The 23,271-nt window shown below is 45.9% G+C and carries 22 protein-coding genes; 17 read left to right on the forward strand and 5 right to left on the reverse strand.

The genetic code is table 11. The annotated features are described in order from the left end of the window. Positions 1–246 precede the first annotated feature (246 nt). From GJB59_RS18950 to GJB59_RS18975, 6 genes are all read left to right on the forward strand, one after another. Positions 247–1,275 carry an ABC transporter substrate-binding protein gene (locus GJB59_RS18950; protein WP_142826261.1) on the forward strand — a complete coding sequence of 343 codons (1,029 nt, stop codon included), beginning with the start codon at positions 247–249 and terminating at the stop codon, positions 1,273–1,275. A 35-nt stretch (positions 1,276–1,310) separates the two neighbouring features. Beyond that, positions 1,311–3,053, forward strand: a complete 1,743-nt coding sequence (locus tag GJB59_RS18955) for an ABC transporter permease (RefSeq protein ID WP_142826260.1) — start codon at positions 1,311–1,313, stop codon at positions 3,051–3,053. Next, positions 3,050–4,120, forward strand: a complete 1,071-nt coding sequence (locus GJB59_RS18960) for an ABC transporter ATP-binding protein (RefSeq protein WP_142826259.1) — start codon at positions 3,050–3,052, stop codon at positions 4,118–4,120. The genes GJB59_RS18955 and GJB59_RS18960 overlap by 4 nt, the downstream gene beginning before the upstream one ends. A gap of 607 nt (positions 4,121–4,727) precedes the next feature. Continuing rightward, positions 4,728–5,195: an NAD(P)-dependent alcohol dehydrogenase gene (locus GJB59_RS18965; RefSeq protein ID WP_142826258.1), complete on the forward strand. Its 468-nt coding sequence runs from the start codon at positions 4,728–4,730 to the stop codon at positions 5,193–5,195. 397 nt (positions 5,196–5,592) lie between these two features. After that, positions 5,593–6,588, forward strand: coding sequence for an ATP-binding cassette domain-containing protein (locus GJB59_RS18970; RefSeq protein ID WP_142826257.1), 996 nt, complete (start codon positions 5,593–5,595; stop codon positions 6,586–6,588). Continuing rightward, the gene (locus GJB59_RS18975; RefSeq protein WP_142826256.1) at positions 6,585–7,451 is read left to right on the forward strand and encodes an ABC transporter permease; all 867 of its coding nucleotides are present in this window, start codon (positions 6,585–6,587) and stop codon (positions 7,449–7,451) included. The genes GJB59_RS18970 and GJB59_RS18975 overlap by 4 nt, the downstream gene beginning before the upstream one ends. A 126-nt stretch (positions 7,452–7,577) precedes the next feature. Here the strand turns inward: GJB59_RS18975 and GJB59_RS18980 are convergent, their stop codons facing one another. Then, complete coding sequence (locus tag GJB59_RS18980) at positions 7,578–8,552, reverse strand: proline dehydrogenase family protein (protein ID WP_142826255.1); 975 nt, start codon at positions 8,550–8,552, stop codon at positions 7,578–7,580. 319 nt (positions 8,553–8,871) lie between these two features. On the opposite strand from GJB59_RS18980, the gene GJB59_RS18985 reads away from it, so the two are divergent. Next, the gene (locus GJB59_RS18985; RefSeq protein ID WP_142826254.1) at positions 8,872–9,420 is read left to right on the forward strand and encodes a GNAT family N-acetyltransferase; all 549 of its coding nucleotides are present in this window, start codon (positions 8,872–8,874) and stop codon (positions 9,418–9,420) included. Positions 9,421–9,444: 24 nt separating this feature from the next. Beyond that, the gene (locus GJB59_RS18990) at positions 9,445–10,152 is read left to right on the forward strand and encodes a class I SAM-dependent methyltransferase (RefSeq protein WP_142826253.1); all 708 of its coding nucleotides are present in this window, start codon (positions 9,445–9,447) and stop codon (positions 10,150–10,152) included. A gap of 49 nt (positions 10,153–10,201) precedes the next feature. On the opposite strand, the gene GJB59_RS18995 is transcribed toward GJB59_RS18990, so the two are convergent. The 4 genes from GJB59_RS18995 to fdhF all read right to left on the reverse strand — a co-directional run bounded on the left by GJB59_RS18995 (position 10,202) and on the right by fdhF (position 15,798). Then, on the reverse strand, positions 10,202–10,330 hold the full coding sequence (locus tag GJB59_RS18995; protein WP_203583283.1) for a YhfH family protein: 129 nt from the start codon (positions 10,328–10,330) through the stop codon (positions 10,202–10,204). A gap of 79 nt (positions 10,331–10,409) precedes the next feature. Then, complete coding sequence (gene aceA, locus GJB59_RS19000; protein ID WP_142826252.1) at positions 10,410–11,702, reverse strand: isocitrate lyase; 1,293 nt, start codon at positions 11,700–11,702, stop codon at positions 10,410–10,412. A 674-nt stretch (positions 11,703–12,376) separates the two neighbouring features. Next, positions 12,377–12,856, reverse strand: a complete 480-nt coding sequence (locus GJB59_RS19005) for a helical membrane plugin domain-containing protein (RefSeq protein WP_142826251.1) — start codon at positions 12,854–12,856, stop codon at positions 12,377–12,379. A gap of 14 nt (positions 12,857–12,870) precedes the next feature. After that, entirely contained in the window at positions 12,871–15,798 is a 2,928-nt protein-coding gene (gene fdhF / locus GJB59_RS19010; RefSeq protein WP_142826250.1) for a formate dehydrogenase subunit alpha, read from the reverse strand. Positions 15,799–16,199: 401 nt separating this feature from the next. Here fdhF and GJB59_RS19015 point away from each other — a divergent pair, with 401 nt between their 5' ends. The 9 genes from GJB59_RS19015 (at position 16,200) to moaA (ending at position 23,109) form a co-directional block, all read left to right on the forward strand. Continuing rightward, entirely contained in the window at positions 16,200–16,583 is a 384-nt protein-coding gene (locus tag GJB59_RS19015; protein ID WP_142826249.1) for a Na-translocating system protein MpsC family protein, read from the forward strand. Next, complete coding sequence (fdhD, locus tag GJB59_RS19020; RefSeq protein WP_142826248.1) at positions 16,570–17,361, forward strand: formate dehydrogenase accessory sulfurtransferase FdhD; 792 nt, start codon at positions 16,570–16,572, stop codon at positions 17,359–17,361. The genes GJB59_RS19015 and fdhD overlap by 14 nt, the downstream gene beginning before the upstream one ends. Before the next feature lie 241 nt (positions 17,362–17,602). Then, positions 17,603–18,886 (forward strand): L-lactate MFS transporter, encoded by a 1,284-nt coding sequence (locus GJB59_RS19025; protein WP_142826247.1) that lies wholly within the window; start codon positions 17,603–17,605, stop codon positions 18,884–18,886. 220 nt (positions 18,887–19,106) lie between these two features. Then, entirely contained in the window at positions 19,107–20,351 is a 1,245-nt protein-coding gene (locus tag GJB59_RS19030) for a molybdopterin molybdotransferase MoeA (RefSeq protein WP_142826246.1), read from the forward strand. Beyond that, positions 20,339–20,860, forward strand: coding sequence for a molybdopterin-guanine dinucleotide biosynthesis protein B (mobB, locus tag GJB59_RS19035; RefSeq protein WP_142826245.1), 522 nt, complete (start codon positions 20,339–20,341; stop codon positions 20,858–20,860). The genes GJB59_RS19030 and mobB overlap by 13 nt, the downstream gene beginning before the upstream one ends. Continuing rightward, positions 20,847–21,287 (forward strand): molybdenum cofactor biosynthesis protein MoaE, encoded by a 441-nt coding sequence (locus GJB59_RS19040; protein WP_142826244.1) that lies wholly within the window; start codon positions 20,847–20,849, stop codon positions 21,285–21,287. Before mobB ends, GJB59_RS19040 begins: the two co-directional genes overlap by 14 nt. Beyond that, complete coding sequence (moaD, locus tag GJB59_RS19045) at positions 21,284–21,517, forward strand: molybdopterin converting factor subunit 1 (protein ID WP_142826243.1); 234 nt, start codon at positions 21,284–21,286, stop codon at positions 21,515–21,517. Before GJB59_RS19040 ends, moaD begins: the two co-directional genes overlap by 4 nt. Continuing rightward, the gene (gene mobA / locus GJB59_RS19050) at positions 21,514–22,077 is read left to right on the forward strand and encodes a molybdenum cofactor guanylyltransferase (RefSeq protein ID WP_142826242.1); all 564 of its coding nucleotides are present in this window, start codon (positions 21,514–21,516) and stop codon (positions 22,075–22,077) included. Before moaD ends, mobA begins: the two co-directional genes overlap by 4 nt. 15 nt (positions 22,078–22,092) lie before the next feature. Continuing rightward, entirely contained in the window at positions 22,093–23,109 is a 1,017-nt protein-coding gene (gene moaA, locus GJB59_RS19055; RefSeq protein WP_142826241.1) for a GTP 3',8-cyclase MoaA, read from the forward strand. Positions 23,110–23,271 lie beyond the last annotated feature (162 nt).

Consider the following 23,271-nt stretch of genomic DNA (forward strand, 5'->3'; position numbering starts at 1 on the left):
ACTTTTCCTATCGCTTCGACTGTTTTGCACAACGAAAACAATCGCTCCTGCACTAAAGGGTGGATTGAAAGCAAGCCTGAGTTGTCCTGCTGTTAGCAGCAGACAATTATGTAAGCGCTTTTAAAACGTTATAATATTTCTTAATGCCAGCTTAACAACAGCTTCATAAATCAGCTCTATACTTACTTAGAGTCTTTACATAATGAACACAATAAAGGCCGACAGTAAACTCGAGGGGGAAATAGGATGAAAAAAATCTTTTTTGGTTCGGCATCATTGTGCTTGGCAACATTTTTAGCGGCTTGCGGCAGCGAGGAAAGCACTACAGGTACGGAATCAGCTGAAGGTGGAGCTGGAGTTTCCGGTTCCCTGGATTTCTATACATCCCAGCCGGATGCGGATGCACAAGCGCTAGTGGACGCCTTTAAAGAACAGAATCCGGAAGTCGATATCAGTATATTCCGCTCGGGTACCGAAGAAGTCGTTTCGAAAATTCAAGCGGAAAACCAGGGAGGCAATATCCAGGCGGATGTCCTGCTGGTTGCCGATTCTGTAACATTTGAAAACTTCAAGGCAGAGGAGCTCCTGTTGGCATATGAATCGCCTGAAGCTGAATCGATTGATGAGGCATTTGTCGATCCGGACGGCACTTATGCCGGAACCAAAATCATGGCGACCGGCCTGATCGTTAATACCAATGAAGTAACCGAGATCCCAACCAGCTGGGAAGCTTTAACTGACGAAACGACCAGTGGTCAAGCCGTCATGCCAAGTCCGCTTTATTCCGGTGCAGCTGCCTATAACCTGGGTGTCATGACCCGACAGGATGGCATGGGCTGGGAGTTTTATGAAGCGTTACGCGCTAATGACATTACCATAACTCAAGGCAATGGAGCAGTACTCGAAAGCGTCGCGACAGGTGATAAGAATTACGGCGTAATTGTCGATTATTTGGCAGCACGAGCGAAAAGTGAAGGCTCGCCGGTCGAATTAGTTTATCCGGAAGAGGGCGTTCCTGTAATCACCGAGCCAGTGGGCATCATGGCAAATACGGAAAACGAAGAAGCATCGAAAGCATTTGTCGATTTCATCTTGTCAAAAGAGGGGCAGCAATTGGCTTCTGAACAGGGCTATACGCCAATCCGTGAAGGCGTGGAAGCACCCGAAGGATTAAAAACGCTGGATGAAATGACCATCCTGGATGCAGAAGCGGTCGAACTATTGGAAACGCGGGACGAAGACAAAGCGAAATTCGGACAGATTTTCGGACAATAATCAGCAGCGGAATTTCGACGTGAGGAGTTACAAATATGACAGCAAAACAGCCAATGGTTGAAGAGAGAAAAGAGAGGGATTCCTCTTTTTCTCTCTTTTTTCAAAAAAAGAATCTGTATAAAGTAATCGGCCTCTTGGCCATTTTCGTGTTTTTCTTATTGCCGGTGATGCGGCTCATATGGCTTAGCTTCGTTGATGACGGCTCCTTGACGCTGCAATATTACACAGAAGTCCTTAGGGAGCCGGCAACTTGGAAGACGGTTCAAAATACACTGATCATTGTAGCGGGTTCGACAATCCTTGCTTTGGTGCTTGGTGTCCTTTTTTCCTGGATTGTCGCTTATGTACAGCTGAGCGGCAAACGGGCGATGCAGCTCTTTATCTTTTTGCCGTTCATCATTCCTTCTTATATTACGACGTTGGCATGGACGCAATTTTTCAGTGCTTCGGGTCCGGTAAATGCTGTGCTGTCTTGGTTACCGGGAAGTCTGGAAGCTCCAAATTTATACAGCATCGGCGGGATCATCCTGCTGCTTGGAATTTCGCATTATCCGCTCGTGTACCTGTTTACGGTTAATGTATTTCGGAAAATTCCGCGTGAATTGGAAGAAGCAGCTGCGACCAGCGGGCTGTCTAAAAAGCGTGCATTCCGGAAAGTCGTACTGCCGCTGGCGCTGCCGGGCATTGCCAGCGGGGGACTGATTGCGTTCCTGTCGAATCTCGATAATTTCGGAATTCCGGCATTTCTCGGAACGCCGGCCAATATACGGGTGTTGAGTACCTACATTTACGAGCAAGTTGTCGGATTTGGTCCTTCCGCTTTTTCGCGGGCAGCTGTATTATCCGTTATACTTGGCATTATTGCGTTAGCCGGGACAGTCCTGCAATGGTTCTTGCTGCGCCGCAGCCGTGTCAATGAAACAAACAGGAGCGATCTGACGCCGCGCATCTATTTATCTGCCGGCAAACAAAAACTGCTGGAACTGTCACTGTGGATTTTCTTATTAGTAACGAGCCTGATGCCGCTGATCACGATGGGTGCTTTGTCCCTCATCTCGGCTTATGGTGTCCCGTTCAACTTGGAGAACTTATCACTGCGGAACTACGAATACGTATTTTTGACGGACTCCAAGCCTTTATCGGCCCTAACGAACAGTTTGCAACTGGCCTTTTTCACCATGCTGATCTGTTTGGTGCTTGGTACAGCGATGGCGTATTTACGTTTTAAGTATCCGGATTGGAGCACAAAAGCAGCGGAGCTGTCCATGACCATTCCGTTTGCGCTGCCCGGTACAGTGTTTGCACTCTGTATGATTTTCATGTGGCTGGAACCGATTCCGGGGTGGAACCCGGGCATCTATGGTACTGTCTGGATTTTATTCATCGCTTATGTTGCCCGTTTTTTGGTGCTGCAGGTCAGGGGGAGCTACACGGCATTTTTGCAGATTGACCCGTCGATGGAAGAAGCGGCACGTACTTCCGGCGCTGCGGGCTGGGTTAAATGGCGGCGGATTTTATTGCCATTGCTGTTTCCAGGTATTTTAAGCGGAGCGTTGCTGGTGTTCTTGATGGCACTCACAGAATTGACGGTTTCCAGTTTGTTATGGTCATCAGGCTCTGAAACGGTCGGTGTTGTTATTTTCGGCTACGAGCAGGCAGGCTATTCTACATACTCTACCGCTTTTTCCACGGTTCTCGTACTGGGCATCCTGCTCGGTGGGGGAATGTTTATGCTGCTTGGCAAGCTATGGGATAGAAAGGTGCTGAAAAACAAATGATCAAAGTGAATAATGTAACAAAAAAATACGGATCGTTTACTGCGCTCCATTCGATCGATTTGGAAATCGGCGACGGGGAGTTTATCGCCGTGCTTGGTCCTTCAGGATGTGGAAAAACGACCCTATTGAAGCTGTTGGCAGGATTTATGGGCCCTACAGAAGGGACGATTGCGATGGACGACACGGTTTTGGCATCGACAAAGCGCGTCCTGCCTCCTGAGAAACGCAATATCGGCATGGTATTCCAGTCGTTTGCCCTATGGCCGCATATGACGGTCGCAGAACATGTCAAATTTCCGCTCAGCTACCACCCGAATAAAATCAAAGAAGGCAAAAAGGAGCTTCAGGAACGGATCGATGAAGTACTGAAGCTGGTCGGACTGAATGCACTGGCCGAACGCTATCCTTCAGAGTTGTCAGGCGGGCAGAAGCAGCGTGTGGCGCTGGCAAGGGCCATTGCCCCATTGCCGAATCTCCTGCTGATGGACGAGCCGCTCAGTGCACTGGATGTCGAGCTGCGGATGGAGATGCGCAAAGAAATTCAAAAACTGCACCGGGAAACCAAAGCCTCCATCGTTTTTGTTACGCATGACCAGGGAGAAGCACTGGCTATCGCCGATAAGATTGTCGTCATGAACCAGGGGCGCATTGAACAGATAGCACCCCCGGAAGTCCTGTATACGCGTCCGGAAACAGCATTTGTCGCAACTTTTGTCGGCAAATGCAACCTGGTGAAGGGACAATGGCGAAACGATCAATTCATCCCAGCCATAGATTTGAAGAACGTCTGGCCGGATCTTGGCGTTGCAGACAGCTTTAAAGAAAGCGGCCTATACCCTGTACGGCCTGAGCAGTTGCAATTGATGCCGGCAGAGAGTGATGGGCTCCAAGGAGTGGTGTCATTTGTCCAGTACCAGGGCCACGAAATTCACTATACGGTGGAGGTCGGTGAGGAAACCTGGACAATCCACGAATCAGTATTTTCTTCGCGTTTCCAAACAGGCGATTTTGTCGGCATTTCACTGAAAAATGCACCGGTGCAGGAAGGGTCTTTGATTTCGAGTTGATGTATTTCGATTGTGGATCAATTATTTGTAAGAAAAAAAGCTAAAACGTTCGAAAGGTGCTCATGAGCCTTGCGAACGTTTTTTAATTTCAGTTATGTTGAATGGGATGTGAAATGTCCAGATTTCTGCTTATGGTTTTATTTGAGAATTTTTATGTGATTGAAAGCTTTATTATACCGGTTGACGCAGCATTATAATTAACTAATCTCACTGACAACGAATTGTTATTGCAATCTCGGGAGACTGCAAAGTGCGGAGGGCGGATCCGTTTGCAGTCAGGCTTTTTTAGGGTCTGAAAAAGCCTGAAATCGGGATATCGGGGTCTGAACTGGCTGGAGAAGTCGAAGTGACCGGAAAAGACGCTAATCTTTTAAAAAAAGGAGATTTTGTATTTTGTGGAACGGGGGTGCTAATGCCGAATTTGCATGTCTCAAAGAAAGTGGGCAATCGCGATAAAGCCGGTCAATATGACATTTGAAGAAGCGGCGTCTGTGCCTTTCGGCGCTACAACATCCTTATACTTTCTTCGCGATAGAGGGCATATTCACAAAGGCCAAAAAGTGCTTATTTATGGTGCATCCCGAGCTCTGGGTACTTATGCAGTGCAATGGCCAAGTATTTTGGAACAGAAGTAACTGCAGTCTGCAGTGCAAGAAATATAGAATTAGTAAAGTCGTTGGGAGCTGATCATGCGATCGATTACAACATAAAAAACTTCACTTTAACGGGGGAGACATACGACATTATTTTTGATACGGTAGGCAAACTACTATTTACACAATGCAAAAAATCCCTTAAGAAAAATGGAATCTATCTGGCAGCAGCAGCTGGACTGCCGGAATTTGGCCAGATGATCACCACTTCAGTAAGTGGCAGCAAGAAATTGAAAGGCGGGGTAGCGCCGATGAAAAAACAAGATTTGCTTTTCCTAAAGGAATTGATTGAGAACGGAAAGATTAAGTCAGTAATAGATAGAAGCTATCTGTTAGAACAAACCGCGGAAGCTCATGCATATGTGGGAAAAGGGCATAAGCGGGGAAGTGTTGTTATTGCATTGCCGCATCCAATTTTATAACAATCGAGTAGCTTGTTTCAAAGTGAAATCAAACAAGGCTGAATGCATCGCTCTATATGCATTTAGTCTTGTTTGCATTCTAGTCTTTGTCTACAGTTTGATGAAATTTTGTCGCTTAAATTTGAATAAATTGATTATTCACACTTTTAATAAGAACAAACGTTTGGTATAATGAGGAATATAGATGGCAAACAGCCTTGGGAAAGATGGATGATATAAACAGATATTTAAAACTAGGTCCTCAGGAATAAGGACACCTCCTATCTGCGCCGTGGGTTTGTTCAAAAAAAGTTGGTGAATTGGTGGCGGTGTTGTTTGTTATTCAGCTGTTTCTGCTGTTAACCTGGTTTTTGTTTCGTTTTAAGTATCCACTAACCTATAGAAAAGGGTGAGGGTTTTGAAGGAAGACAAAAAGATCCTGCAGAACAATGACTGGGCAATCGAAGCCAATGGATTAGTAAAGATTTACGGTAAAGAAGCGGCAGTAGATGGTGTGGATTTGGCTATTCAAAAAGGCACGGTTTACGGTTTTTTAGGTCCGAATGGAGCCGGGAAAACCACCACAATCCGCATGCTGGCAACACTTCTTCCTGCTGATGCCGGCAGTGCCCGCATTTTTGGCAATGACCTGGTTTCAGATGGTGCTGCCATAAGAAAGCGAATCAGCCTGACGGGACAATATGCCTCGATTGATGAAGATTTGACTGGTATAGAGAACCTGATGCTGATTGCCCGTCTGATGGGCTATACACGCAGACAGGCGAAAACAAGAGCTATGGAATTGCTGACAGCATTTGGACTGGACCATGCGGCAAAACGCCAAGTAAAAAAATATTCAGGGGGTATGCGCCGTAGGATTGACATTGCGGCAAGCATTGTGGTGACGCCGGATTTGTTGTTCCTGGATGAGCCAACGAGCGGGCTCGACCCACGAAGCCGCAACCAGGTTTGGGACATCATTCGTGCTTTAGTTCGTACTGGGACGACGGTTATGCTGACCACTCAATACCTGGAAGAAGCAGATCAGCTGGCAGATCGGATCGGGGTCATCCAACGCGGCAAAATTATCGCAGAAGGCACGAGCAGTGAATTGAAAGCATCGGTCGGCCGCGGCACCTTAAATGTCCAGCTCGTCCATGCCGAAGACCGACAACAGGCTATTGACATACTTGAAGACTATTTGGGCGCAGCAGTTCACCATGGGACTGATTCTACATCGCTGACGGCACAGGCAGACGACTCTATGCGGGTGGGTGAAGCCTTAGGGGAATTTGCGCGCCGACGCATTGAAGTCAGCGATTTTTCATTGGGCCGTCCAAGCCTTGATGAGGTGTTCCTGACTTTGACTGGCCATTCGGCCGAACAACAAGATTCCGGGGAGGAGATCTTATGACTGTTCAACAGCAAACAAGAGAAACCGCCAATGCAACAAACGGCATAGAGGGAAGTACAGATGAGCGCCTGCTGCAAGCTATCGCTTCAGGCAAAAGGCCGGATCCAGCAAGTGGCTGGTCATCGACAATGGCTTTTGCTTCACGTGCCCTGTTGCGGATCAAACACATTCCTGAACAGATGTTTGATGTAACTTTGTTTCCAATCATTTTCCTGTTGATGTTCACGTATTTATTCGGTGGAGCCATCGCAGGATCGACCAGTGACTACCTGCAATTTCTGCTGCCAGGAATCTTGGTTATGACCGTTGCACAAATTACGGTATATACAGGAATCGATTTGAACAATGATATACGAAAAGGCATTTTTGACCGCTTCCGGACCTTGCCGATCTGGCTGCCATCTGCTTTGATCGGCGCATTGCTGGTGGACGTTGTCCGTTATACGATGGCCTCTGTCGTGATGATTGCGCTTGGGTTGATGCTTGGCTTTCGGCCGGAAGGCGGGGCAGTAGGAGTTTTTCTCGCTATCGCCTTAGTATTGGTTTTTTCGTTCAGCTTGTCGTGGATTTGGACGGCTCTCGGGTTAATTGTACGTTCTGAAAAATCATTGATGATGATGAGTTTCCTGGTGATGATGCCATTGACGTTCATCAGTAATGTCTTCGTGGATCCAACAACGCTGCCAACCTGGCTGCAAGGCTTTGTCAACATCAATCCGATTTCCACACTTGCCACTGCAGTCCGCGGATTTATGCATGGAATGGGAACGTGGCAGCAAGTGGTTAACGTCCTGCTGGTTTCCGCCATCATGACAGCCATCTTCGCACCGCTTACGATGTATCTGTACCGGAATAAAACATAATCAATAAACAAAACGAGTTACATGCCGCAGAAAATTTTGTAACGGCGCAAAAAAACCTGGAACCCTTAAAGGGCTCCAGGTTTAAATTATGGTATCAGTAACTTGTGTATTTCCATCAAGTGTAGCTTATGATTTTTTACTTGTCAGACGGCCGAGCAAAAATGCTCCGGCAATGGCGCCGATCGCTGTATTGGTTTTTTTCGTAAATACTTGTTTTACCACCAGATTTAGGTTCTGTGGGCGTTCAGCTAATCTGCGCATGAAATAACCGTACCAGTCGGTGCCGAATGGGATGTACGTGCAGAAATTATAGCCTTGTTGTGCAAGCTCTACTTGCATTTCCTTGCGGAAGCCGTACAGCATTTGGAATTCGAATTTTTCCATCGGAATGCTGTGGTCGATGACAAACTGTTTTACGTGTGCGATTACGTTGTGGTCATGTGTCGCAATAGATGTGAACTTGCCATTCAATAAATGATATTCGATCAATTCAATAAAATTGGCATCGATTTCCTCTTTGCTTTGGTACGCTACTGCTTCCGGCTCTTTATATGCGCCTTTAACAATGCGCAGGCGGTAATTGCTGTATTTCTTAATATCATCTTCTGCACGGATAAAATAAGATTGAATAACCGTTCCAATATTATTATAGTCTTTTGATAGCTCATCCATCAGATCAAAGGAAGGCTGCAGGCGCGCATAGTTTTCCATATCGAAATTGATGAAGATACTATGCTCGGAAGCTTTAGCAACAATCTCTTTAATATTTTCCAGGCAAAAATCGTAATCGATATCCAATCCGAGTTGTGAAGGTTTTAGTGAAATATGAGCGTCGACCTGGTGCTGGTGGATAGCATGTACAACACCAAGAATCTGATTTTTCGCTTCCAGCGCTTCTGCTTTGTCATGGACAAATTCACCGAGGTTGTCAATAGTGCAGCTAATGCCTTGTGCATTCAATTCCTTGATGCTGCCGATGGCTTCTTCAATATTGGTTCCAGCTACGACACTATGTGCGCCGAGCTTAAAGCCGTAGTTTTGAGCTGCTTTATTTAAAAGTTGGTTTTCTGAAAGATGCATGAAAAAGTTTTTGACGATCATTTTTTATTGCCCCAATCTTCTCTGAATTTTTTAGCGGAACAAATAGCAAAAGGAATTGAATGTACATATCTGTTTGGAAGAAATAAAATCGGAGTGCAAAATATTTTTGCATTAATAATTATCCCTATCTATAATAATGCAAAAAAATAATGCTTTTTGCAATCTTTATTTTCAGCATTTTAATATTAATGAAGTTTTTCAATAAATATCGGGATGGAAAGTGACAGTTAAGTGGACAGCTTTCAGAATTAATATTCTTTGGTAAAATGATAAGTGTGATAAAGAAAGAAGTAGATGTATACATAAAGGGGGAGTATCGATGACAACGCGCTATTTATTTGAATCCGAGCGGCTGGGCTTTCGGCGTTGGAAAGAGCGAGACCGCAAGCCATTTGCGGCTATGTCTGCAGATCCGGAAGTAATGCAGTATTTTCCGCAATTACTGGCTAGAGCAAATGCTGATCGTTTAATCGACCGCTTCGAAGCTCACATGAATGACAAAGGATACACAATGTGGGCGGTGGAAAAGAAAGAAGACAGTTCGTTTATCGGCTTTATCGGTTTACTGGAAATTACCATGGATATAAGTGGACAAGGGTTTGCAGAAATTGGCTGGCGTCTCGACAAACGCTACTGGAAAAAAGGCTTTGCGGTCGAAGGTGCACAAGCCTGTCTTGCCTATGCGTTCGGGCCATTGGGTATGACCAGCGTTTTTTCATTTACGTCGACTCTCAATGAACCTTCCCAAACAGTCATGAAGAGGATTGGCATGACCAAAGAAGGTGAATTTGAACATCCAAAATTGGAACAAGGCAGCCCTTTGAAGAGGCATGTACTATACAGAATTGACAGAGAGCAAGTTATATAAATTCAAAAGAATTCGAGGTGCATGATGAAAAAACAAGTGTTGGAGACATTCAATGAACTGGCAGGAGTCTACGAAAAAATGGGGGAAGACAATAACCTCTACAACACACAATATGAAAGGCCGGCAATGATGCACCTTGTTCCGGATGATTTAGCTGGATTGCAAGTACTTGATGCGGGGTGTTCGGCAGGCTGGTATTCCAATCAATTAGCCGCGAGAGGGGCACAAGTGACAGCAGTCGACATGAGCCCCGAGATGGTCAGCGTTACAAAAAAACTGCTTGGCGACAGAGTCGAAGCACTATGTCTGGACTTGGAAAAGCCTTTGCCATTCAATAACCACTGCTTTGATTTTATTGTCAGTTCCCTGACGCTGCACTACTTGAAAGATTGGCGAACGGTTTTTGCTGAATTTGACCGAGTATTAAAGCCGGGAGGCAGTTTCCTGTTGTCGATCCATCATCCGCTGACGGACTTGCAGCTATTGGACAGAGTTCAGTATTTTTCCACTGAGCTAATTGTCGATGAGTGGAATAAAGCAGGAAAGACTTATGAGGTGCCATTTTATCGTCGCCCTTTAAGCGAAGTCCTTAATGCTTTGCTGGCTCATTTTGCAATTGAACACGTTACAGAACCCGAACCTACTGATATATTTAAGAAGCTTGCGCCTGAAAGTTTTGAGAAGCTGATGAAAAGTCCGAACTTCCTGATCCTAAAAGTTCGGAAAAACTAAAAAAGCAATGGAAAACCCACTCGATTTTTCTGAGTGGGTTTTGTTTGTTCTATTCGTCTTTATTGCACATGCAGCGCTCGCATTCATAGATGATGGATTGTTGCTGCTCCTTGATTTCGCATCCGCACTCGCGGCATTCTTTCTTTGTGCGTGTCTCATAGTTTTGTGTCGTTTTCATAAGGATCTCCTCCAATAGTTTATTTTTTGAATGCCGTGGCGATGGATTGGAAGCTAATCAAATGCTGGCAAGTAATTGCTTACTTGGTTGCTGTGAATTGAGCTGTTTCTGTCGAGCCTTTCATAGCGGTAGTTGAGCTGGTTCCGCCTGAAACGATTTGTGAAATTTCATCAAAGTAACCGGTGCCGACTTCACGCTGGTGGCGTGTAGCTGTATAGCCTTTCGATTCGTTTGCGAATTCAGCTTGCTGCAGCTTCGAGTATGCCGCCATGCCATTGTTTTTGTAATCATGAGCAAGTTCGAACATGCTGTGGTTCAGGGAGTGGAAGCCAGCCAATGTAACGAACTGGAATTTGTAGCCCATCTTGCCGAGTTCAACCTGGTATTTCGCAATTGTTTCTTCATCCAGCTTCGCTTTCCAGTTGAACGATGGAGAGCAGTTGTAAGCGAGAAGTTTGCCTGGGAACTCAGCATGGATGGCATCCGCAAATTGCTGTGCTTCTTCCAAGTTCGGATGGGACGTTTCACACCAGACAAGATCCGCATAAGGAGCGTACGCCAAACCGCGCGCAATGGCTTGGTCGATTCCTGCATTTGTACGGTAGAAGCCTTCTGGAGTACGTTCGCCAGTGATAAAGGCATGGTCACGCGGATCAATATCACTTGTGATCAAATCAGCGGCGTCTGCATCTGTCCGGGCGATAATGATGGTCGGTACGCCAAGCACGTCTGCTGCCAAACGGGCAGAAACCAGGTTTCGCACGGCATTTTGTGTTGGAAGCAATACTTTGCCGCCCAAATGTCCGCATTTCTTCTCGGAAGCCAATTGATCTTCAAAGTGTACGCCAGCAGCGCCTGCTTCGATCATCGCTTTCATCAGTTCAAAAACATTTAGCGGTCCGCCAAAGCCGGCTTCTGCATCAGCCACGATCGGTGCGAACCAGTCAAAACCTTCTGTGCCTTCAACGCCGTCGATCTGATCAGCACGTTGCAGCGCTTGGTTAATCTTTTTAACCACATCTGGAACCGAGTTGACGGGGTATAAACTTTGGTCCGGATACATCTGGCCAGCAGAGTTTGCATCTGCAGCTACTTGCCATCCGCTCAAGTAAATCGCCTTTAAGCCGGCTTTCACTTGCTGGACTGCCTGATTGCCCGTTAATGCGCCTAAAGCGTTTACAAAATCCTCTTCATGAATCGAACGGAATAAACGTTCAGCACCTTTTCTCGCCAATGTATGCTCAATTTGTACAGAACCGCGAAGTTTCACAACTTCTTCTGCTGTATACATGCGTTCAATACCGTTCCAGCGTTCGTCCTGCTCCCAGCTCTTATTCAGTTCCTCGAGTTGTTGAATTTTGTTTGCAACCATGTTATCCATCCCTTTCTGATTTAAGAAGTTTCTTGAACAAACTGTATTAATACAGTTTGTTTTCTTGTTAATTAATATATAACAGAAAGAGGCGGATGTCTTGGAAAATCGACAAAAACGATTATTTCTAGATAAAAGCACATATTCAGCGATAAAGGCGAGAGAGCTTCCCAACAGGGTACTTAAAAGCTGATTAACATAAAAAAGAGATGACTGGATGTATTCTGCGGCGCATCCAAGTGAGGGAAAAGCATTTTCCATAATGTTGCCTCTTGGATTCCGCTTACTATAGAAAGTTTTAAAATAGGCCAGACAAACTTTCTTTAAGTTTTTACCCAAAAGTCATTTGGGTGCTGCAATGGAAAAATGAGCATAATTAAATGCAGTTCCTTCTATATAATAGATAATTTCAGTGTGGCCGGATTTTGAATTCGCCAAATAAGCGGACAAAGCGACTGGAAAAGAGTCTGCCAGCAATAAACACAAAAAAACTAGCCGCAGCTATAAAGAAAGCCGCGGCTAGTATGTGAATGACAAACATATACTTGAATTTTAGTAAGCAACTTTCTCAGCACCAGCGCGTCCAGAGGGGCAGAATGCCGGCCAGCTAGCGCAAAAGTAATCATCTTTGTTTTATACAATGGTGATTCTTAAGGCCAGCTTGTCTGAGTTTCTTAACGATCCAGCCCTTTGCCCATCCCTTTTAGGAAATTGAGCCCGAACTTGATGGAGCGGTTAATGTCAGGATCTCTGATTGCTTTGAGCATCTGGAAGATTCCGAGTTTTTTGCCGTTGTGGTTTTGTGCTTCCGCTTCTTTCAAACCATTGACCACACTCGATGCCAGTTTGCCAGTTGATGCAGGGTCAATCGCCGTCAATGCACCTGCAGCACTCATCATGTTATTGATGAGATTGGTCACCGGTTCACGTGTCGCTTGCCCCATTACCACTTCGGCAATGCCTTCTTTCGCTTTGACCATCGCAAGCACTGCGTCAAGAACTCCTGCATCGTCCAGATCACCCGTGATGGCCAATAGTTTATTAAGCGCCTCGTTTTGTTCGGCAATCAGCGTCTCCAACTCATAAAGCTTTTGCTCGCGAATTTCTTCTGCCGTCCATTCCTTTTTCTTGATCTGTGTTATTGGACTTGCCATAGGACATCACCTTTCTATCGTTGATCTGTCAAATGCACATAGCCTTCACGTGCCCATTTGCGTTCTACCTCAATGCCGGATACCGGATTGCGTTTTTTATCCCGCGGATTTGATTTTGGCAGCGGGCTCTTGACGTGGTCTTTCAAGACTTCCATACGAACTTTCGTCTGCTTATAGGCAGGTGTGTTGGTGCGCTGGTCTCCTGCTGGGCCAGTCAGGAAATTGATGGCCGTTTCTTTTTTCGTCGAGTTCATCGGCAAGAACAATTCATTGCCCTTAACTCGGCTCGTTACAATAACCGGCAATTTCAATGCTCCATAAGGGGAGACAAGGCGGACAGTCGATCCATCTTCAAGTCCTCGTTCTTCTGCCAGCTCGGGAGACACTTCAACGAACGTCTCCGGTAGTTTGGAGATGATGCCTTTGGATTTATCGGTCATATTTCCTTCATGGAAATGCTCCAACAGGCGGCCGTTATTAATGTGAAGATCGTATTCAGCAGGGAAGACCACCGGCTCCACCCAATCAGATAGCGCAAAACGTGCTTTTTTGTCCGGGAAATTAAAGCCGTCCACATAAAGAAGTGGTGTGCTTTCGCCATCCAGGCTGCCCCATAGGAAGCTGTTCCAGCCTTCCATTGAAGCGTAGTCTGCTTGAGCGAACAATGGAGACAAGCTAGCCATTTCAGCGAATATTTCGCTTGGGTGGCTATAGTTCCAGTTAGCGCCAAGCCGGTTGGCGATTTCCTGAACGATCCACCAATCTGCTTTTGATTGGCCAAGTTCCGGAAGTGCTTTGTACAAACGCTGAACGCGGCGTTCCGTATTGGTAAACGTTCCGTCTTTTTCAAGCGACGGAGCTGCCGGTAAGATAACATCCGCATATTGTGCGGTGCGGGAGAAGAAAATGTCCTGGACTACGAAAAAGTCGAGTTTTGATAATACGTCATCTACATGGTTAGCATTTGAATCGACTAATGCCATATCCTCACCAACAACATACATCGCTTTCATGATGCCTTCATCAACAGCCTGCAACATGTGGATATTGTCCATGCCTGGTTTGTCGTCGATTTTTACGCCGTAAGCCCGCTCGAATTTCTGGCGTGCAGCATCATCAGTAACATGCTGATAGCCTGGCAGCCAACCTGGCAATGATCCCATATCGCAAGCACCTTGAACGTTATTGTGGCCGCGAAGCGGATAAGCACCAGCGCCTGGACGGCGGTAGTTTCCTGTTGCCAGCAAAAGATTGGAAATTGCAGCAGAGGTATCTGAACCGCCAGTGTTTTGCGTAACCCCCATGCCCCATAAGATACATGTACCATCAGCGTCACGGATCATTTCAGCTGTGCGGATCAGGGTTTCTTTGGAGACGCCGCTTTGTTTCTCGGCATATTCCAATGTGTACTGGTCCAATACTTCTTTAAAGTCGTTGAAATAATTTACATTTTCATCGATAAACTGCTGATCGTGCCAGCCCTGGTCGATCATGTATTTTGTAACAGCCATCAGCCATACTTGGTCAGTTCCTTGCTTCGGCGTAATGAAGATATCTGAGCGTTCAGCCATTTCGTTTTTGCGCATGTCTGCAACAATCAATTTCTGGCCGTGCAGTTTATGCGCACGTTTTACGCGTGTTGCCAAAACCGGATGGCCTTCTGCAGGATTGGCGCCGACGATAATGACAAGTCCGGCACTGGCGATATCTTTAATAGTCCCAGCATCTCCACCCATGCCAACAGTACGGAAAAGGCCGTCAGTGGCAGGAGATTGGCAATAGCGCGAACAGTTGTCAACGTTATTCGTTTCAAATACTTGGCGGCTCAGTTTCTGGATGACGTAATTGTCTTCATTGGTGATTTTTGAAGAAGAGATAACGCCGATGGAATCTTTGCCGTTTTCTTCTTTGATCGTTTTGAACTTCGATGCAACAAGATCAAGCGCTTCTTCCCAGCTGGCTTCGACAAACTCGCCATTTTTGCGGATAAGGGGAGTGGTGATGCGTTCTTCGCTGTTGACAAAATCCCAGCCGAATTTGCCTTTGACACATGTAGAAATTGCGTTGGCAGGAGCTTCTGAGACTGGCTGAATTTTAAGGATTTCACGGTCTTTTGTCCAAATTTCAAACGAGCAGCCGACGCCGCAGAATGTGCAAACCGTTTTGGTTTTTTCTGTGCGTGTTTCGCGCATTTTCGCTTCAGCGTCCGATACAGCCATGATGCCGCTGTAACCAGGTTCAACATCTTTTACCAAGTCGATCATCGGTGAAAGAATTTTTTCCGGAATAGCGGTCATAAAGCCTGCTTCGCCAAGCATGGAAGTTTCCATCAAGGCGTTGCACGGACAAGCTGTGACACATTGGCCGCAGCTGACACAGGAAGAGTCGTTGATTTTTGCGCCGCCGTCCCAAAGGACAATCGGGCGGTCGCGTGCCCAGTCCATGGTTAAGGTTTCATTGACTTGCAAGTTCTGGCAAACTTCTACGCATTGGCCGCAAGCAATGCATTGGTTTGGGTCATAGCGGTAAAAAGGATTGGTCAAATCGACCTCATCGACTGAACATTTAGGCTCGAACGGATATTTTTGATGTTCAACTTCCATCATGTCGACGGTGTTGTGAATTTTGCAGTTGCCGTTGTTGTTGTCGCAAACCGTACAGTAAAGCAGGTGGTTTTCAAGTATCCGGTCCATTGCTTCGGTCTGTGCTTCTTTTGCACGGAGCGAGGCAAGCTCGACTTCCATGCCAGCCGAAGCTGGAGTTGAACAAGCGCGAACAAGTTTGCCGTCCACTTCGACGATGCACGTGTCACAGGTTTCAATCGGATCCACTTCGGGCATATAACAGATTTGTGGGTGCAAAATCTTTTCTTGGTTGATTACTTGCAAAATGGTTTTTCCCTGTTCAAATTCGATGGGTGAACCGTTAATTTTGATGGACATGCCAAAACCTCCTTTGGGAATAAAAAACTTCACTCGATGATGCTGCGAAATGAATCGTATTTGTTTTCGGTGTCCTGTAAAAAGGGATAAAAAAATCCACTATGAAAAATACACCTTGACAAGTGCATCTGTTTCATAGTGGAATAGTGTCTTAACAGGACTTGTTAAAGGACCAATCCGACCGTTATTAAGAGAGAGTGAAAGCGTTACCGCAACAACGTACGGCAAGACCAACATATGCTATTATTATAAACAGTAAAAATGTGATATACAACAGAATTTGAAAATATTTAAGCCAAATCAAGAAAATACCGTTTTACGAATCGCTTTCTTGCTTGCCGCGATATCGCCGGTTCGGCTATAATCACAAATTATTCATTCCGAAAGAGGAGAAGATTCGAATGTCCAGACAGATCCATGAGTTTAATGACATCATCCGCAAGCTGCGGAAAAACCTTTTCGGTAAAGGGCCGGAGCGTATTCAGACTGTTTTTGTCAATGACATGGCCATTTCTACGTTGTACGGAAATTTGAGTCCGTCAGAACAATTTATTGCCAGAACGGCGGAAGGCAGAGAGATGGTCCATGCTGCCCGTACACGAATGATTCAAAGTGTTTATGCAACAGCCGCTCCGGAAGGAATGGAAGAACTGGTCGGAGCAAAATTTGTCCATCTGTTCTCAGACATCAAAGTTGAAGACGATATTGCCGTATCCGTTTTTCTTTTCGACCGGATGATTGATCAACACATCCAAGAGGGAGGGAAACCCAGTGCAACAAGATAAAATACGAAAAATCATACGGTATGAAAAAGGCGCATTTAGTGAAAAAGAAGATCGCGTTGTAATCGAGCAGCCGGCAACCATCAAAATCAATGGCAAGGAATTTATCACCATCGTCTGTTCGCCGGAGCAGATGGAAGAAATGGCTATCGGTTTTTTGGTCTCTGAACGCATCATTCCCAATTATAAAGACATCCAGGAAATCCGGGTGGATGAAAAAACCGGCACTGTCCACATTACCGCTGAAAAAGTATATCCGTTTTTTGAGCAGCTGCAAAACAAACGATTTATCAGTTCATGCTGCGGCATGAGCCGCCAAGGATTTGTTTTTGCGCACGACGCCATGATTGCAAAGAAAATGACAGAAGTACGTGTCACACTGACTCCGGAAAACTGTTTTCAGCTTATGGCTGATATGGGAAACTCTGCAGAAATGTTCAAGCAGACAGGCGGTGTCCACAACGCAGCTCTGTGTGACGCAAATGGCATTATCGTTTCGCGCATGGACATCGGCAGGCACAATGCGCTTGACAAAATTTACGGCTACTGCCTTGTCAACAATATCGACGTTCGCGACAAAGTCATCGTCTTCAGCGGACGGATTTCTTCAGAAATCCTGCTGAAGGTAGCGAAAATTGGCTGTGAGATCGTTCTGTCAAAATCCGCTCCGACAGAATTGGCATTGTCGCTTGCTGATGACCTTGGCATCACGGCCGTCGGCTTTATCCGCGGCAGCTCGTTTAATCTGTACACCCACCCAGAGCGGATTGTCGTGCAATGACGTACTTTGAAATAATACTTGGTGACAAAAAAAGATTAGGATGCTATGATTCTAATCGTCTTATTATTTAGTCAATTAGAGCGGTGAATTTTACTGATGCCAGCATGTTAATGCTGTTGCAACTGCCTTGAAAAAACCTTTTTTAGGGCCATCAACCTCTGTGCCAAAAAAAATTAATGATTTGGCTTTCTCGAAATCATTTTATATAAGTTCTACCAATTTCATCAGGAGGTTTAGGGAAATGAAAAAAAAGCCAAAAAACAGATGGTTGATCGCGTTATCTGCAGTAGGGATACATATTTCGATCGGTTCCGTATATGCATGGAGTAATTTTACGAATCCGTTGATCGACCAGTTCGGATGGACGACCAGCCAAGTGCAGTTGACATTCAGTATTGCAATCCTATTCTTGGGGTTATCAGCAGCCTTTTTCGGCAGTTTTGTTGAAAAGTACGGACCGAGAAAAGCCGGTCTTGTTGCAGCCTTTTTCTTTGGGGCCGGAATTATTGGTTCAGGATTTGCTGTAACCGCTTCCTCGTTGCCGCTGCTTTATGTGTTTTACGGAGCGCTCGGCGGAATCGGGCTGGGCATCGGCTATATTGCACCGGTTTCGACTTTGGTCAAATGGTTCCCTGACCGCCGCGGACTTGCTACCGGCTTGGCAATTATGGGCTTTGGATTTGCAGCTGCCATCAGCAGCCCGATCATGGAAGCGCTCATCACTTCGGTAGGGATAGAGCAGACCTTTTATATTTTAGGAGCTTCTTATTTCGTCATCATGCTGCTGTCTTCTCTGTACCTTGAAAAACCTCAAGAAGGCTGGTCACCAGCGGGCTTTGAAGAAAAAGTCAACAGTGGCAAAGCTGAACGAAAAACCGATCTTTCTCAACTGACAGCCAATGAAGCCATTAAAACAAAGCGTTTTTATTACCTATGGGTTATGCTGTTTATCAATGTGACTTGTGGAATCGCCATTTTGTCGGCTGCAAAACCGATGGCGATTGACAGCATCGGCATGACGACAGTCCAAGCAGCTGCATTAGTAGGTGTTCTTGGAATCTTTAACGGCCTTGGCCGTCTCGGATGGGCAACAATTTCTGATTATATTGGACGCCCTAATACGTATACCGCATTCTTTGTCATTCAGATTGCATTATTCGCCTTATTGCCGTTCACGACAAATGCAATTTTCTTCCAAATTATGCTGGCCATTATTTATACTTGCTATGGCGGTGGATTCGCGTCGATTCCGGCATATATCGCAGATATTTTTGGTACCAAGCAACTCGGTGCAATCCACGGCTATATTTTGACAGCTTGGGCAGCGGCAGGACTTGCAGGACCATTGTTTGCGGCATTTATGAAAGATCAAACAGGCAGCTATGAAAGCAGCCTCTTGTTCTTCGCAGGTCTGTTTGTGGTGGCGCTGGTCATTTCGGTGGTTATTCGTCTCGATATCCGGCGAATCCGTACTCAAAATGCGAAAGTTGCAGTGCCAGCCAACGCGGATGCAGTCAGCGATTAATTTAAACACACTCATTGCAACAACCTTGAAGTCAATATTTTTCAAGGTTGTTTTTCTTTTTCCAAATGTCTGTTTGACAGCACTCAAGGCATTGTATAAGTTTAGTACGGGAAGAACTCCAATCAAGAAGTGCAAATATATAATTCAAACCGAATGAAAATACATATAGAGAAATCCTAACCCATCAAATAACGTAAACCAACAAAAAGGAGATGGAAAAATGGTTGAAAAACGCACACCAATTGCTGTTTCAGCAGCAATTAAACAGGTATTGGAACATGCTTTTCCGCTTGGCTCGGAAAAAGTAGATCTGGAAGACAGCTATGGTCGCATCCTGGCTGAACCGATTGTCGCTTCAACTGATGTGCCGCCTTTTAATCGCTCGCCTTATGACGGCTATGCCATACGTTCAGCAGATTCTACAGGAGCTTCAGGCGAGAACCGGATTGCATTCAATGTAATCGATCATATTGGAGCGGGAGAAGTATCAGCGAAAATGCTAAATGCTCACGAAGCGATCCGCATTATGACCGGAGCACAACTTCCGGACGGTGCAGATGCCGTGGTGATGTTCGAACAAACTGTTGAAACGCCGGATGCCATAACTATTCGCAAGCCGTTTGAACCGTTGGAGAACGTTTCCTTGCAGGGAGAAGATGTACAAAAAGGTGAAGTGGTCATCGACAGCGGCAGCTTTATCAACCCGGGTACGATTGCACTTCTAGCGACTTTCGGTTATTCGCAAGTGCTTGTGGCAAAACAGCCGGTTGTCGGCATTCTTTCTACTGGCACTGAGTTGCTGGACGTTGGAGATGAGCTTGTGCCAGGGAAAATCCGCAACAGCAATGGGCCTATGATTGTTGCGCAATTGAAGCGGATGGGTTTCCGCTGCAAAATGTATGGCATGTCCATTGATCGGTTGGATGAGAGCTTTAATGTGGTCAAAAAAGCTGCAGAAGAAACCGATTGCCTGATTACGACTGGCGGAGTATCGGTTGGCGATTTTGATTTTCTGCCCGCAATCTATAAGCGGCTCGGCGCAGAAGTGCTGTTCAATAAAGTAGCGATGCGCCCGGGCAGTGTGACGACAGTTGCCGTCGCAAATGGCAAGTATTTATTCGGATTATCAGGCAATCCGTCCGCCTGCTTTACCGGGTTTGAATTGTTTGTCCGTCCCGCACTGCTCAAAATGATGGGAGCCGGCAAGCTGTTTTTGCCTCACACCAAGGCGGTATTGGGAGAGGACTTTACAAAAGCAAATCCGTTTACCCGATTTATCCGGGCTTCTTATGATGGGGAGACAGTGTCGCCGGCTGGCTTCAACAAGTCGAATGCTGTATCATCTATAGCACGAGGAAACGCCTTAATTGTTCTGCCGGGCGGCACCCGCGGTTTCCATTTAGGAGATGCTGTGGACGTACTGCTTCTCGGCGCAGAAGAAGGGTCCGGCAAATGGCAACTGTAAGAGTATTGCAGGTAGTCGGTTTTAAAAACAGCGGCAAAACGACTTTGATGTTGGACTTGTTAAAGCAGGCAACCCAAAGAGGCATGGCTGTTTCTACTGTTAAGCATCATGGCCATGGTGGTGCTTTGGAAATGCCGTCGAATGAAACCGACAGTATGCTTTTTTTTCAGGAAGGCGCATCCTGCTCTATTGTTTATGGCGATGGCGTGGTCCAAATTCATCAACGAAAAAAGCAAGCAACACTGGCTGAACTGGTTGCTTGTGCATCTGCAGAAAATCCTGAGCTGGTTCTGGTCGAGGGTTTTAAAGAAGCAAATTATGAAAAAATCGTTTTGCTGCGCTCAGCTGAAGACTGGCTGGAGCTTCAAAAACTGGAACATATTGCATTGGTGATTGCACCAGAACTGTTGAAACTGGACAATGTACCAGTAATTCTGCAGAATGACAGCAAGAAGCTCTTTTTTTGGTTTACTAATTGGATGGATGGTGACAGCAATGAAGGCATTTGAGATAGTGACAGAAGCGATCAATCCGCAAGCCTATGCTGATTTGGTGCTACGCCCTGAAGCAGGAGCAGTGACTATGTTTACCGGACATGTCCGTGAATGGACAAAAGGCGTCCGAACGCTTTATTTAGCCTACGAGGCATATGTACCGATGGCAGAGAAAAAACTGGCGCAAATCGGTGAAGAAATTGAGCAGCGATGGGAAGGGACGAAAGTGGCAATTGCCCACCGCGTCGGAGAGCTGCAAATTAGCGACATTGCTGTCGTTATCGCCGTCTCGTCGCCGCACCGAAAAACAGCTTATGAAGCAAACGAATATGCCATAGAACGAATCAAGGAAATTGTGCCGATCTGGAAAAAAGAAATATGGGAAGACGGCGAAGAATGGATCGGCGACCAAAAGAAAAAACCGGAAGGGGAATTGAAATGATCTCTTTGCATTATTTTGCGGGACTCAAAGAACAGACCGGTGTTTCGGAAGAGCAAGTGGATCTAGCCGGCCGGACCGTCGATGAATTATGGCAATGGGCAATGGATAAATATCCGGATTTTCAAACCGGTGCTGCCCGCGTTGCCGTTAATGAAGAATATGCATTGCCTACAGATGTGCTGGAAGCTGGGGATGTCGTGGCGTTTATTCCACCGGTCAGCGGGGGATGACAGAGCTTGTTGGCATTCTATTGGCAGGCGGCATGTCGCGGCGTTTCGGCTCACCAAAAGCTTTTGCGGAAATTGGAAAAGAATTGTTCTATGAACGTGCATACCGAGCTTTGGATCAGGTCTGCGATCATGTGGTCATTATCGCCAGACCGGAATTGCTGGCGCATTTTCCAACGGAATATGATGTCATTACGGATCTGGACTGGATCGCAGGGCAAGGTCCATTAGCCGGTATCCTGTCAGGAATGACGGCGAGACCTGCCAAGAAATATTTGGTGCTGCCCTGTGATATGCCGTTTGTCGGTAAGGATGAAACTGCAAAGCTGCTTGATCTTGCTGATCCTTTGTCCGATATTACGGCAGTGCATAATTCAGCTGAAAAGATACCGTTGTTTAGCGTTTGGAACTTCCGTATGAAAGAACCGCTGCAAAACGATCTGGCTGCTGGTCAATTACGTGTCATGAAACTAATGGAAAAAGTGACGACTGAGTGGATCGATTCATCCAGAATTCATGAAGATCCACTCGTTTTTCGAAATATAAATCAGCCTGATAAATAAAGAGGGGGTGGCGTAATGGCCATAAAACCAGTACAGGACCAATTTCAGCGTCCAATACGGGATTTGCGGATATCTGTCACCGACCGCTGCAATTTCCGTTGTTCATACTGCATGCCAAAAGAAGTGTTTGGAGACGATTATGCATTTTTGCCGAAGCAGGAATTATTGTCATTTGAAGAAATCCATCGCTTGACGAAAATTTTCGCTGCGATGGGCGTCAAAAAAATCCGCCTTACGGGTGGGGAGCCACTAATGCGCAGAGGATTGCCGGAATTGGTCAAGAAAATCCTTTCTGTTGAAGGGATAGAGGATATAGGCTTAACAACAAATGGCCTGCTCCTTGGCAATCAGGCACAGGCGCTTTTCGACGCTGGACTTCGCCGTCTGAACATTAGTCTGGACGCACTCGATCCCGAGCTTTTCGGCAAACTCAACGGCCGTGGTGTCGATCCGTCCCATATCCTGAAACAAATCGATTTTGCCCGTCAAGTAGGCTTTGAAATCAAAGTCAATATGGTCGTCCAAAAGGATGTCAACGAACAGGAAATTCTGCCGATGACCGCTTATTTTAAAGAACGCGGCATGACCTTGCGCTTTATCGAATTTATGGATGTTGGCAATGACAATGGTTGGAGCTTCAAAAAAGTGGTTACCAAAAAACAAATTCTTGAAAAGTTGCAGACAGTTTATAAGCTGGAGCCAGTGGATAAAGATTACTATGGTGAAGTGGCAAAGCGCTACCGTTTTGAAGAAGGGGATGCCCAAGTCGGATTTATCACATCCGTCTCGGAATCCTTCTGCTCATCATGCACACGCGCCCGTTTGTCTTCTGATGGGAAATTCTATACCTGCTTGTTCGCTACCGGACATTTCGATATCCGCGAACTAGTGCGGAGCGGCTTGAGCGATGAAGAATTGCTGGAAAAAATTTCAGCCGTATGGGAACGGCGGGACGACCGTTACTCAGACGAACGGACCGAATTCACCGCAAAAAATCGCAACAAGATTGGCATGTCGTATATTGGTGGCTAAAAGCTTTCTGATAAATCAAAAAGCGCTTCCTGAAAATTTTCAGGAAGCGCTTTTTTCGTTTGTCTTTTATACTGAAAAGCTCATCGATATGGTTTCATAGCATGAATCAGCAAGCAGTTTTTGTTTATCTTTCCTCAACTGGCACATAAGTCTGCATGCCCG

Source organism: Planococcus soli, assembly GCF_016881065.1.
Classification (GTDB): Bacteria; Bacillota; Bacilli; order Bacillales_A; family Planococcaceae; genus Planococcus; species Planococcus soli.